This window comes from Allobosea sp. (genome assembly GCF_017308075.1).
In the GTDB taxonomy this organism is placed as follows: domain Bacteria; phylum Pseudomonadota; class Alphaproteobacteria; order Rhizobiales; family Beijerinckiaceae; genus Allobosea.
Genome location: NZ_JAFKFX010000028.1, coordinates 134226 through 146552 on the forward strand (window position 1 = coordinate 134226; position 12327 = coordinate 146552).

Sequence of the window (12327 nt, forward strand, 5' to 3'; positions counted from 1 at the left end):
GCGGCGGTGTTCATGAGTTCCGGGCTCGCGTCTGCGACGCGCCCCGGAAAGACGGCGGACTTACTCCGCCGCCTCCTGCGTCGTCATGCGTTCCGGCACCTCGCAGCCCGTGACGCAGCAGCGGCCGGGCTGCTTGGAGACGCGCGAGCCGTCGGCGAGGACGCCGCGGTCGAGCAGGCTCTCGACCAGCTCGACCTTTTCCATGATGGGATAATTGCGCCAGATCTCGCGCTTCATCGCCTCGGGCGAGCCGCCGCCATGCAGCGAGATCACTGAATACCAGCCGGCCTCCTTCGAGACGGTCAGGTCTTCGATGAAGCGCGCCACCTCCGCCCGCTGCTCATAGGGCACGTCCGGCCGTCCGGTCAGCACGGCGGCGAGGGAGCCGGCCGTCTCGGGATTGTGGTCCTCGTCCGGCCCGGGCAGGGCGACGATCAGCCCGCCGGAGACGTAATGGGCGATGCGGTGCATGTCGTAGATCTTGGTGGCCAGCAACAGCTTGCCGATGTTCGAGAACACGGCGTCCGGCATGGCGACGCCCGACGCGTCTTTCTGGCAGTAGACCGACGCAGCGACGCCGCAGGCGAAAAAGCTCTCGGTGATGGTGATCAGCTCGACCATCTGCTCGCGGATATGGGAATGGCGGTCGGCATCGAGCCCGTTGGCCTCGATCATCAGCGCTCCGGCGCCGATCAGCAGGTCGCCGAAGCCGGCCCGTGCCCCGATGCAGCTATGGCGGTGATGGCTGGCATAGCTGGTGGTGAGATAGCCTGCTTCCTCGATCTCGCCGGCCATGAACACCCGGTCCCAGGGCACGAAGACGTCGTCGAACATCACCGCGCCGGTCGACTGGCCGTATTTCGCCGAGAACTTCGCCGCCGGATCGCCTGGCCTGCCTGCCGGGCGGGCGACGATGGTCACCCCTTCCGCATCGCAGGGCACGGCGCAGCACAGCGCGAAATCCTCGTCGCCCGGGGCATGGGTGCGGCAGGGCATCACCAGGAATTCATGCATATAGGGCGCGCCGGTGACGATCGCCTTGGTGCCGCGGATGACGATGCCGTCCTTCCGCCGTTCCTTGATGTGGACGTAGGCATCGCGGTTCGCCTGCGCGCCCGGCCGCTTCGAGCGGTCGCCCTTGGCGTCGGTCATCGCAACGCCGATCGTCAGGTCGCGGTCCTGCGCATCGTGCAGATAGGCGAGGAAGCGCTGGCCGTAATCCGTGCCGTGGTTGGCGTCGGCCCGCGTCGTCGCCTGCAGGATGCCGCCGAAGGCGTCATGCGTCAGATAGCGCTGGGCGCAGCCGGAGATCTTGCAGACCAGGCGCACCGCCTCGAGCTTGGCTAGGAGATCGCTGGACGAGGCGTCGACATGCAGCATGCGGTTGACGGTCTTGCCCGAGCTCGCCTGCAGCGCGGTCATGATCGGCCGGTGGGTCTCGTCATGGGCGAGGTCGTAGGTGATGCCGACCGCGTTGATGCCGGGCGCCAGCAAGGGCTCGTCGGCGACGGAGCTCACGCTCTGCCCGCTGACGAAGACCCGCGGGCGGTAGCTGCGCAGCGACTCGCGATAGGCGGCTGCATCCATCAGCATGGCGTCGTCCTCCAGCGGGTTGTTGCCGATAAAATTGAACGGTGTTAGATTTTCGTCAAGTGGTCTTTTTGAGGAGTTCCAGGGTGGGGGAGGAGGCGACGGGACGAAAGCGCGGGCGCTATGCCGCGACCGATCTCAAGCGCGGCCTGATCCTGACCGCAGCGAGGACGATCTTCGAGCGTGACGGTCTCGACGGTGCGTCCCTGCGGGCGATCGCGGCCGAAGCCGGCTACACCCCGGCGGCACTGTATTTCCATTTCGACTCGAAGGAGGCGCTCTATGCCGAGGTGCTCGGCCAGTCGCTTGCGGCGCTGACCGCCTTCGTCGACGCCGCGGTCGCAGGCGCGGCGACCCCGCCGCAGCGTTTCCGCGCGGCTGCGCTCGCCTTCTTCGATTTCTACGCCGAGAACCCGCGTGATCTCGATCTCGGCTTCTACCTGTTTCGCGGCGGCATGCGCCCGCACGGTCTCGGCCGGGAACGCGATCGGACGCTGAACGAGGCGTTGGAGGCGAGCCTGGCGCCGATCCGTGAGGCGGCGCGCGAGCTCGGTGCGAATCCAGAGCTCGCAGACTTGATCATGGCCGATGCCTTCGCCCATGCTTCCGGCGTGCTCCTCCTGGCGCATACGCGGCGTATCCGGATGTTCGGAACGCCGCCGCGCGCGCTGATGGAGCGCCATGTCGAAACGGAGCTGGACCGGCTCCAGCATGGAGCCCGATGACGATGAGCCTGATCGATGCCGGCCGTTCCCGCCTCGTCATCGTCGATTTCCAGGCAAGGCTGATGCCGGCGATCCATGACGGGGCCCGCCTCGTCGCCAATGCCCGCCGCCTCGTCGACGCCGCCGGCCTGCTCGGCGTGCCCGTGCTGATGACCGAGCAGAACCCGGCCGGCCTCGGGACGACCGTCCCCGAGCTCGCCGGGGCAGGCCCGGTGATCGCCAAGATGAGCTTCGATTCCTGCGGCGCGCCGGCCTTTATCGCGGCCCTCGCAGGCGAGGAGGAGCTGATAATCTGCGGCTGCGAGGCCCATGTCTGCGTCGGCCAGACCGTGCTCTCTCTGCTGGCCCGCAAGCGCCGCGTCGTCGTGGTGCAGGATGCGATCGGCTCGCGCGCACCCGAGAGCAAGGAGGTGGCGCTACGCCGCATGGAGCGCCATGGCGCCGAGATCGTCACCACCGAGATGGTGGTGTTCGAATGGTTGCGCACCGCCGAGCATCCGCAATTCCGTGCCGCAGCCAAGCTGATCAAGTGAGCCCCGTGACCAAGCCCGCCATCTGGTATTTCGACATCATCTCGCCCTTCGCGCATCTCGCGCTGTCGAAGCTCGACGACATCCGCGCCTATCGGCCGGTCGAGCTGAAGCCGATCGTCTTCGGCGCGGTGCTCAAGGCCTGGGGCCAGCTCGGCCCGGCCGAGATCGCGCCCAAGCGCGTCCACACCTATCGTCTCGCCACGCATCTGGCCGAAGCCATGGGCATCCCCTTCCGCTTTCCGCCGAGCCACCCGTTCAACCCGCTGGCGATGCTGCGCCTGCTGACAGCGCTGGAAGGCGACGAGCACGCGGTCGCGGAGGCCTTCCGGCTGGTCTGGGCGGAGGGGCGCGACGCCAACGACCCGCAAGTGCTCGGTCTGGTCGCGATTGCCGGCGGTCAGCCCGACGCCGTCCAGGCGATCGGCTACCAGAACGTCAAGGACAGCCTGCGCCAGAACACCGAGGAGGCGGTCGCTGCGGGCATATTCGGAGTGCCGAGCCTGCTGATCGACGGTGAGATCTTCTGGGGCGTCGATGCCATGGCGATGGCCTGCGACTATCTCGCAGCGCCCGAGGAATTCCTCGGCGGCGAGATGGCGCGGGTCTCGACCTTGCCGGCCTCGGTCCAGCGGCAGCTCTGAGGGAACCGCGGCGCGGCGAGCCAAGTTTCACCAACTTGTCGGTTTAGGCCAAGGGCCGATGGCCGGATGCTCCGGCCTGCCGCCGACGAAAGGAGAAGCCGATGCTGCGCCGTTCGTTCCTGAAAGTCGGTCTTGCTGGCCTCGCTGCTCCCAGCCTGATCCCGCGCGCGCAGGCGACCGAGCAGCCTCGGCCGGGCAATCCCTTCATCGTGACCTATTTCGACGTGCCCGGGATTAAGGGCTCGCGCGATGTCACCGATGCCGGCGACGGCACGCTCTGGGTCTGCGGCCAGCGCAACGGCACGCTGGGGCGCTTCGACCCGCGCAGCAGCCAGATCAAGGTGATTTCGCTTGGTGAGGGCGCGGCGCCGCATGGCGTGGTGCGCGGCCCGGACGGCGCCGCCTGGGTCACCGAGGGCGGACAGAACGCCATCGCCCGGATCGACGACAAGAGCCATGAGGTCCGGCTGTTCCCGCTGCCGGCGGGCCGCGAGCGCGCCAATCTCAACACCCCGGTCTTCGACAAGAAGGGCATTCTCTGGTTCAGCGGCCAGAACGGCATCATCGGCCGGCTCGATCCCAATTCCGGCAAGATGGAGGTGTTCGACGCCCCGCGCGGCGCCGGCCCCTATGGCATGACGCGCACGCCCTCGGGCGAGATCTGGTTCGCTTCGCTCGCCGGCAACTACATTGCGCGGGTCGATACCGAGACCACATCCTTCACCGTAGTCGATCCGCCGACGGAAGGGCAGGGTGCGCGGCGGGTCTGGTCGGATTCGAAGAACCGGATCTGGGTCAGCGAATGGAATTCCGGCCAAGTTTCTTCCTATGATGCCGAGAGCGGTAGCTGGAAGGCCTGGAAGCTGCCGGGCGACAGGCCGCGCACCTATTCGGTCTATGTCGATGATGCCGACAAGGTCTGGCTCACCGATTTCGCAGCCAACGCCATCCTCCGCTTCGACCCGTTGACCGAGAGCTTCCACAGCTTCCCGAGCGATCGGGCCGGCGCCAATGTCCGCCAGATGGACGGGCGCTCCGGCGAAGCCTGGGGTGGTGAGAGCGGCACCGATCGGCTGGTTCGGATCCAGACCGTGAAGCCCGCGTGAGGCTGCGATTCGCTGCTCTGGCCGTCCTCGCGCTGGCCGGCGGTACGGGCTCGGCCGCCGACGAATTGAAGCGCGGCGAGGCCTTGTTTCAGGGCTGCCGCTCCTGCCACGCGCTCGAGCGGGGCAGGGTGCCCATGGCCGGTCCGACGCTCGACGGGCTCTCCGGTCGGCTCCTCGGCGCGGCTGCCGGCTTCGACTATTCGCCCGGCTTCACCGCTATGCGCGAGAAGGGCCTGCGCTGGGATGCCGAGCGCCTCAAGGCTTATCTCGCCGATCCCGATGCGGTTGTGCCCGGAGGGTGGATGAGTCCGCCCGTCGGCCTCGGTGAGGCTGATCGGGCGGCGTTGGCAGCGTTCCTGCTGGCGCGTTGAAGCAGCCGCTCAGAGCGGCTTCTTGATCCATTTGGCGATGACGCCGAGGATGCCTTCGCGGAAGAGCAGCACGCAAAGTACGAAGATCACGCCCTGGATCACGGTGACCCAGGCGCCGAGCGTCGCCAGGAAGTTCTGCATCGAGACGATGACGATCGCGCCGACGATCGGCCCGAAGATGGTCCCGAGCCCGCCGACCAGCGTCATCAGCACCACTTCGCCCGACATCGACCAGTGCACGTCGGTCAGCGAGGCCAGCTGGAAGACGATCGCCTTGGTCGAGCCGGCGAGCCCGGCCAGCGTCGCCGAGAGCACGAAGACGGCGAGCTTGTACTGGTTGGCGCGATAGCCCAGCGAGATGGCGCGCGGCTCATTGTCCCGGATCGCCTTGCAGACCTGGCCGAAGGGCGAGTGTATGATGCGGTAGAAGGCGAGCAGTCCGCCCATGAAGATCAGCGCCACGACCCAGTACAGGGTGCGGTCGTCGGCGAGGTTGATCATGCCGAAGAGCTTGCCGCGCGGCACCGCCTGGATGCCGTCCTCGCCGCCGGTGAAGCGCGGCGTCTGCAGCGAGAAGAAGAACACCATCTGGGCCAGCGCCAGGGTGATCATCGCGAAATAGATGCCCTGCCGGCGGATGGCGAGCGAGCCGAAGACGAGGCCGAGCAGCGCGGCGACGCAGGTGCCGGCCAGGATCGCGAATTCCGGGTTGAAGCCCCAGTGCTTGGCCGCATAGGCGCAGACATAGCTCGCCATGCCGAAATAGGCGGCGTGACCGAAGGAGAGCAGGCCGCCATAGCCGAGCAGGAGGTTGAAGGCGAGCGCGAACAGCGCAAAGCACAGCACCTTCATGACGAAGACGGGGTAGGCCACGAAGGGTGCGATCACCAGCGCGATTGCGATACCGATCATGACGTTGCGATGCAGGCTCGCCGTGCTGCGCTCGGCTGCGGCGTGCGCCACGGAGCCATCGGCGGGGAGGACTTCAGCCATGAGCGGCTCCTTCGAAACGAAGCGGCAGCGAGGCCGTGATGACGAGAGGGGCGTGCATCAGGTGGCGCGCCCGAACAGGCCGGCCGGCTTCACCAGCAGCACCAGCACCATGATGATGAAGATGACGGTGGCGGAGGCTTCCGGGTAGAACACCTTGGTCAGGCCCTCGACCAGCCCGAGGCTGAAACCGGTGACGATGGCGCCCATGATCGAGCCCATGCCGCCGATCACCACGACCGCGAAGACGACGATGATCAGATCGGCGCCCATGTTCGGGTTGACCGAGTAGATCGGTGCGGCGAGCACGCCGGCGAAGGCGGCGAGCGCCACGCCGAAGCCATAGGTCAGCGTCACCAGCAGGGGCACGTTGATGCCGAAGGCCTGGGTCAGCGTCGCGTTCTCGGTGGCGGCACGCAGATAGGCGCCGAGCTTGGTCTTCTCGATCATGAACCAGGTCGCGAGGCAGACCGCGAGCGAGGCGACGACCACCCAGGCGCGATAGGTCGGCAGGAACATGAAGCCGAGATTCTGGCCGCCGCGCAGCGCGTCCGGGATCTGGTAGGGCAGGCCCGAGGAGCCATAGCTGTTGCGGAACAGCCCCTGGATGATCAGGGCGAGGCCGAAGGTCAGCAGGAGTCCGTAGAGATGGTCGAGATGGGCGATCCGCGACAGGAATAATCGCTCGATGATGACGCCGGTGAAGCCGACGAGCACCGGGGCCAGGACCAGCGCCGCCCAATAGTTCACGCCGAGATAGTTCAGGCACATCCAGGCGACGAAGGCGCCCATCATGTACTGCGCGCCATGGGTGAAGTTGATGATGTTGAGCAGGCCGAAGATCACCGCCAGCCCGAGGCTGAGGATGGCGTAGAACGAGCCGTTGATCAGGCCGAGCAGAAGCTGGCCGAACAAGGCTTGCGGCGGAATGCCAAGTAACTCGAACATGCGGATCTACCGTTCCCGACAACAGGCAATCCGGGGCCGTCTCGCGGCCCCGGAGCCTTGGATGGTGCGGAGGCTGTCGTCAGCCCCTCACTTCTTGACGAGCGGGCACTCGCTTTCGGAAAGCGGCTTGAAGGCGTCGTCGGCCTTCAGCACCGCGACCTGCTTGTAATAGTCCCACGGTCCCTTCGATTCCGACGGCTTCTTGACTTCGAACAGGTACATGTCGTGCATCTTGCGGCCATCGGCGCGGACCGAGCCCTTGCCGAACAGCGGGTCGTCCGTCGGCAACTCCTTCATCTTCGCCATCACGGCGGTGGCGTCCTTGCTCTTGGCCGCCTCGATCGCCTTGAGATAGTGCAGCATGCCGGAATAGACGCCGGCCTGGACCATGGACGGCTTCTTGCCGCCATTGGCCTTGGCGAAGCGCTCCGACCAGGCGCGCGTCCCGTCATTATTGTCCCAGTAGAAGGCCTCGGTCAGGACCAGTCCCTGCGCCGTCTGCAGGCCGAGCGCATGCACGTCGGTGATGAAGACCAGGAGACCGGCGAGCTTCTGCCCGGCCGAGGTGATACCGAATTCGCCCGCCTGCTTGATCGAGTTGATCGTGTCGCCGCCGGCATTGGCGAGACCGATGACCTTGGCCTTCGAGGCCTGGGCCTGGAGCAGGAAGGAGGAGAAGTCGGTGCCCGGGAACGGCGTGCGCACCGCGCCGACGACCTTGCCGCCGTTCTTGGTGACGATGGCGCCGGTGTCGCGCTCCAGCGCATGGCCGAAGGCGTAGTCGGCGGTCATGAAGAACCAGCTGTCGCCGCCGGCCTTCACCATGGCGCCGCCCGTGCCCTGGGCCAGCGCATAGGTGTCGTAGGTCCAGTGGATCGTGTTCGGCGAACAGGCCTTGCCGGTCAGGTCCGAGGAGGCTGCGCCCGAATTGATGTGGATCTTGTTCTTTTCCTTGGTGATCTGGTTGACCGCCAGCGCGACCGAGGAGGTCGGCACGTCCAGGATCGCGTCGACGCCATCCTGGTCATACCACTGCCGGGCGATGGTCGAGCCGACGTCCGGCTTGTTCTGGTGGTCGGCCGAGACAATCTCGACCTTGATGCCCTTCTCCGCCGCCTTGAAATCCTCGACCGCCATGCGGGCCGCGATCACCGAGCCTTCGCCGGAGAGGTCGGCATAGAGGCCTGAGCGGTCGTTCATCACGCCGACCTTGACGCTGGTCTGGGCCTGGGCGGCGCCGGCCGCCAGGGCGGCGAGCGCGGTCCCGAGAAGCAGTGCTGTAGTCTTCATGCCGTTCCTCCACCTTATGTCTTTGTTCTGGACTGGTTCAGACGCCGAGATAGCCGTGCAGCTTGTCGATATTGGCGTCGAGCTCCTCGTTCGGGATCATGTCGATCACCTTGCCCTGCTCGACGACATAGTGACGGTCGGCGACGGTCTGGGCGAAGCGGAAGTTCTGCTCGACCAGGACGATGGTGAAGCCCTTCTGCTTGAGCATGCGGATGGTCGCGCCGATCTGGTCGATGATCACCGGGGCGAGGCCCTCGGTCGGCTCGTCGAGCAGCAGCAGGTTGGCGCCGGTGCGCAGGATGCGGCCGATCGCCAGCATCTGCTGCTCGCCGCCGGAGAGCTTGGTGCCCTGGCTCCTCAGCCGCTCCTTGATGTTGGGGAAGAGCTCAAAGATCTGCGCGACCGAGAGCCCGCCAGGCTTCACCTGCGGCGGCAGCATCAGGTTCTCCTCGACCGAGAGGGTCGAGTAGATGCCGCGCTCCTCGGGGACATAGCCGAGGCCGAGCCTGGCGATGGCGCGCGAGGGCAGCGAGATCGTCTCCTTGCCGGCGAAGTTGACCGAGCCCTTGCGCTTGCCGATCACGCCCATGATCGACTTCAGCGTCGTCGTCTTGCCGGCGCCGTTGCGGCCGAGCAGGGTCACCACCTCGCCCTCGCCGACATCGAGATCGATGCCGTGCAGGACATGGCTCTCGCCATACCAAGCTTCGAGGCCGCGCACCTTCAGCAGCGGCGTCGTCCCGGCTTGCGCCTTGCGCTCCAGGGTCGCTTCAATGGCCATGGCCGACTCCCGAGCCGATATAGGCCTCGACCACGCGCGGGTCCTTCGAGACCGTGACATAGTCGCCTTCGGCCAGGACCTGGCCGCGGGCGAGCACGGTGATGCGGTCCGACAGCGAGGCCACCACCGAGAGGTTGTGCTCGACCATCAGGATGGTGCGGTTCTTCGAGACCTTGCGGATCAGCGTCGCGATCCGCTCGATGTCCTCGCGGCCCATGCCGGCCATCGGCTCGTCGAGCAGCAGCATTTCCGGGTCGAGCGCCAGCGTCGTCGCGATCTCCAGCGCCCGCTTGCGGCCATAGGAGAGCTCGACCGCCGGCAGATCGGCGAACGAGGACAGGCCAACGGCCTCGACCAGCGCCAGCGCCTCCTTGTCGAGCGAACGCAGAACGTCTTCGGAACGCCAGAAATCGAAGGAGTCGCCGCGCTTGCGCTGCAGTGCGATGCGGACATTGTTCATCACGCTGAGCTGCGGGAACACCGCCGAGATCTGGAAGGAGCGCACCAGGCCGAGCCGCGCGATCTCTGCCGGCTTCTGCCGCGTGATGTCGCGCCCATTATAGACGATCGACCCGCGCGTCGGCGCGAGAAACTTGGTCAGGAGATTGAAGCAGGTCGTCTTCCCGGCGCCGTTCGGCCCGATCAGCGCGTGGATCGTGCCGCGTTTGACGCTGAGATCGACCCCATTGACTGCTGTGAAGCCGGCGAATTCTTTCGTAAGACCCGACGTCGAGAGAATAATATCCTCAGACATACAACTCACGCATGTCGGTCACCCCGTTCAATCTTGTTTGATCGTTTCCCCTAGGCCGTCATGCTGCACCGCGCATATCACCCATGTCAACGGCGCACATGTGCAGGGAAGTCCATCCGGTTGGGGTGAAAAGCCCCGGCTTAGACAAAAGGCGTAAGGCCTCGGGTGGAGCCGCTGTCGTTCCCAAGCCGGCGTCCGGCAGAGGGGTCCGGTGCCGGCTGGCGCGCGAGCGGAACCTCGCGGGCGCGAAACCTCACCGGCAGTCCGGACTTGCCGTCAGGCTGAGCCGTCATGGTCCAGCGGGGCGCTGCCCGAGACGGACTTTCCCGTGTTGCGGGCCGCTGGGGGCTCGGCTAGTTCTTGCTGCAGGCCCGATCAGCTTCCTTTCACAGCGACAAAGGCATCACGATGAAGAAGGTCTATCCCGATGCGGCGGCGGCTCTCGCCGGCATCGTCAAGGACGGCATGACCATCATGGCGGGCGGCTTCGGCCTGTGCGGCATTCCCGATACGCTGATCGAGGCGATCCGCGCTTCCGGCGCCAGGAACCTGACCTTCATCTCCAACAATGCCGGTGTCGACGGTGCCGGGCTCGGCATCCTGCTCGAGACCAAGCAGATCAGGAAGATGATCAGTTCCTATGTCGGCGAGAACAAGCTCTTCGCCGAGCAGTATCTTTCCGGCCAGCTCGAGCTCGAGTTCAACCCGCAGGGCACCCTGGCCGAGCGCATCCGCGCCGGCGGCGCCGGCATCCCGGCCTTCTTCACCAAGACCGGCGTCGGCACGCTGATCGCCGAAGGCAAGGAGGAGCGCGAGTTCGACGGCGAGCGCTACATCATGGAGCGCGGCCTGTTCGCCGACATCTCGATCGTCCATGCCTGGAAGGGCGATACCGAGGGCAACCTCGTCTACCGGAAGACCGCGCGCAACTTCAATCCGATGATGGCGACGGCCTCGCGCTTGAGCGTGGCGCAGGTCGAGCATCTCGTCCCGGCCGGCGAGATCGATCCCGACCACATCCACACCCCCGGCATCTTCGTGAAGCGGATCGTCCATGTGACGAACCCGGTGAAGCGCATCGAGCAGCGCACCGTCCGCAAGCGCGAAACGGCTTGAGCAGGAGATCACGCACATGGCCTGGACCCGTGAACAGATCGCCGCCCGTGCCGCCAAGGAGCTGAAGGACGGTTTCTACGTCAATCTCGGCATCGGCATCCCGACGCTCGTCTCGAACTACATCCCGGACGGTATGAGCGTGCAGCTCCAGTCGGAGAACGGCATGCTCGGCATGGGCCCCTTCCCCTATGAGGGCGAGGAGGACCCCGACCTGATCAATGCCGGCAAGCAGACCATCACCGAACTGCCGACGACGAGCTATTTCTCGTCCTCGGATTCCTTCGGCATGATCCGCGGCGGCCATATCGACCTCTCCATTCTCGGCGCCATGCAGGTTGCCGAGAATGGCGACCTCGCCAACTGGATGATCCCCGGCAAGATGGTGAAGGGCATGGGCGGCGCCATGGACCTCGTCGCCGGCGTCAAGAAGGTCGTCGTGGTGATGGAGCATGTCGCCAAGAACAAGGACGGCTCGGAATCGCCGAAGCTGCTCAAGGCCTGCGACCTGCCGCTGACCGGGGCCGGGGTCGTCGACATGGTGATCACCGATCTCGGCGTCTTCTCGATCGACGAGAACGGCGGCGGCATGACCCTGATCGAACTCGCCGAGGGCGTCACCCTCGACGAGATCAAGGCCAAGACCGAGGCGCCGTTCAAGGTCGCGCTCTGACGCTGCGTGTCATGGCCGGGCTCGACCCGGCCATCTTTCCGGCAATGAAGGGCGCAGCTCAGCTGCGCCCTTTCTCCCAGCCGGCTTGCACCAGCTCCGGCACATCGTGCTCTTCGACCGGGAAGCCGACGCAGAGATAGGCGACCAGCTTCCATCCGGGTGGTGCGCCGGCGATGTGGCGCACCTCTTCGGGATCGAGGATCGAGACCCAGCCGACTCCGACGCCATGGGCACGGGCCGCGAGCCAGAACTGGGTGATCGCGGCGACGACCGAATAATCCAGCATTTCCGGCATGGTCCGCCGGCCGAGGCCATGGCCCTGCAAGGTGCCGTGATCGCAGAACACCGCGAACTGCACTGGCGCCTCGCGCAAGCCCTCGAGCTTCAGCCGCGCATAGAGCGCCGCGCGCTCGCCCTCGTAATCGGACAGCGCCTCGGCATTGCAGCGGGAAAAGCTCGCCTGCACCGCGGCGCGTTGCGCAGCCCCGTCGATCCTGAGCCACCGCCAGGGCTGCGAATGCCCGACCGATGGTGAGAGCTCCATCAAGCTGATGAGCTTTGCGAGCAGCGGCTCCGGCAGGGCATCCGTGCGGAAACGCCGGACATCGCGCCGCCAGCTCAGAAGCTCGCCGAGCTTGTCCTGGAAAGGGCTGTCGAAAACGGGAGGCATCAAGCCGGTTCCGCTTCTCAGCCCTCATCCTGAGGAGCCGCGCAGCGGCGTCTCGAAGGATGCTTCCAGTGCGCACTGGAGCATCCTTCGAGACGCGATCCTGCGGATCGCTCCTCAGGATGAGGGCTGAAGGTGGTTTGGA

General features: G+C 66.1%; 14 protein-coding genes. 7 read left to right on the forward strand and 7 right to left on the reverse strand.

From position 1 onward, the window contains the following. Positions 1 to 60: 60 nt before the first annotated feature. Positions 61 to 1593, reverse strand: coding sequence for a 4-hydroxyphenylacetate 3-hydroxylase family protein (locus J0J10_RS10110; protein ID WP_291646347.1), 1533 nt, complete (start codon positions 1591 to 1593; stop codon positions 61 to 63). A gap of 83 nt (positions 1594 to 1676) precedes the next feature. On the opposite strand from J0J10_RS10110, the gene J0J10_RS10115 reads away from it, so the two are divergent. The 5 genes from J0J10_RS10115 to J0J10_RS10135 all read left to right on the forward strand — a co-directional run bounded on the left by J0J10_RS10115 (position 1677) and on the right by J0J10_RS10135 (position 4966). Beyond that, a complete protein-coding gene (locus tag J0J10_RS10115; RefSeq protein WP_291646348.1) occupies positions 1677 to 2315 on the forward strand; it encodes a TetR/AcrR family transcriptional regulator in 639 nt (212 codons plus the stop codon). 2 nt (positions 2316 to 2317) lie between these two features. Then, positions 2318 to 2848 carry an isochorismatase family protein gene (locus J0J10_RS10120; protein WP_291646349.1) on the forward strand — a complete coding sequence of 177 codons (531 nt, stop codon included), beginning with the start codon at positions 2318 to 2320 and terminating at the stop codon, positions 2846 to 2848. Positions 2849 to 2853: 5 nt separating this feature from the next. Further along, the gene (locus tag J0J10_RS10125) at positions 2854 to 3489 is read left to right on the forward strand and encodes a 2-hydroxychromene-2-carboxylate isomerase (RefSeq protein ID WP_291633677.1); all 636 of its coding nucleotides are present in this window, start codon (positions 2854 to 2856) and stop codon (positions 3487 to 3489) included. Positions 3490 to 3590: 101 nt separating this feature from the next. Then, on the forward strand, positions 3591 to 4595 hold the full coding sequence (locus tag J0J10_RS10130; protein ID WP_291646350.1) for a Vgb family protein: 1005 nt from the start codon (positions 3591 to 3593) through the stop codon (positions 4593 to 4595). After that, a complete protein-coding gene (locus tag J0J10_RS10135; protein WP_291646351.1) occupies positions 4592 to 4966 on the forward strand; it encodes a c-type cytochrome in 375 nt (124 codons plus the stop codon). Before J0J10_RS10130 ends, J0J10_RS10135 begins: the two co-directional genes overlap by 4 nt. Before the next feature lie 9 nt (positions 4967 to 4975). Here the strand turns inward: J0J10_RS10135 and J0J10_RS10140 are convergent, their stop codons facing one another. The 5 genes from J0J10_RS10140 to J0J10_RS10160 all read right to left on the reverse strand — a co-directional run bounded on the left by J0J10_RS10140 (position 4976) and on the right by J0J10_RS10160 (position 9729). Further along, positions 4976 to 5959 (reverse strand): branched-chain amino acid ABC transporter permease, encoded by a 984-nt coding sequence (locus tag J0J10_RS10140; RefSeq protein ID WP_465247184.1) that lies wholly within the window; start codon positions 5957 to 5959, stop codon positions 4976 to 4978. Between the two features lie 57 nt (positions 5960 to 6016). Continuing rightward, on the reverse strand, positions 6017 to 6904 hold the full coding sequence (locus J0J10_RS10145) for a branched-chain amino acid ABC transporter permease (RefSeq protein ID WP_291646352.1): 888 nt from the start codon (positions 6902 to 6904) through the stop codon (positions 6017 to 6019). A gap of 87 nt (positions 6905 to 6991) precedes the next feature. Next, a complete protein-coding gene (locus tag J0J10_RS10150; protein ID WP_291646353.1) occupies positions 6992 to 8194 on the reverse strand; it encodes an ABC transporter substrate-binding protein in 1203 nt (400 codons plus the stop codon). A gap of 37 nt (positions 8195 to 8231) precedes the next feature. Then, complete coding sequence (locus J0J10_RS10155) at positions 8232 to 8975, reverse strand: ABC transporter ATP-binding protein (RefSeq protein WP_291646354.1); 744 nt, start codon at positions 8973 to 8975, stop codon at positions 8232 to 8234. After that, positions 8965 to 9729, reverse strand: coding sequence for an ABC transporter ATP-binding protein (locus tag J0J10_RS10160; RefSeq protein ID WP_291646355.1), 765 nt, complete (start codon positions 9727 to 9729; stop codon positions 8965 to 8967). Before J0J10_RS10160 ends, J0J10_RS10155 begins: the two co-directional genes overlap by 11 nt. A gap of 408 nt (positions 9730 to 10137) precedes the next feature. On the opposite strand from J0J10_RS10160, the gene J0J10_RS10165 reads away from it, so the two are divergent. Beyond that, on the forward strand, positions 10138 to 10845 hold the full coding sequence (locus tag J0J10_RS10165) for a CoA transferase subunit A (protein WP_291646356.1): 708 nt from the start codon (positions 10138 to 10140) through the stop codon (positions 10843 to 10845). 16 nt (positions 10846 to 10861) lie between these two features. Next, entirely contained in the window at positions 10862 to 11515 is a 654-nt protein-coding gene (locus J0J10_RS10170; protein WP_137882781.1) for a CoA transferase subunit B, read from the forward strand. A gap of 58 nt (positions 11516 to 11573) precedes the next feature. Here J0J10_RS10170 and bluB read toward each other — a convergent pair whose 3' ends face one another. After that, on the reverse strand, positions 11574 to 12185 hold the full coding sequence (gene bluB / locus J0J10_RS10175; protein WP_291646357.1) for a 5,6-dimethylbenzimidazole synthase: 612 nt from the start codon (positions 12183 to 12185) through the stop codon (positions 11574 to 11576). Positions 12186 to 12327 lie beyond the last annotated feature (142 nt).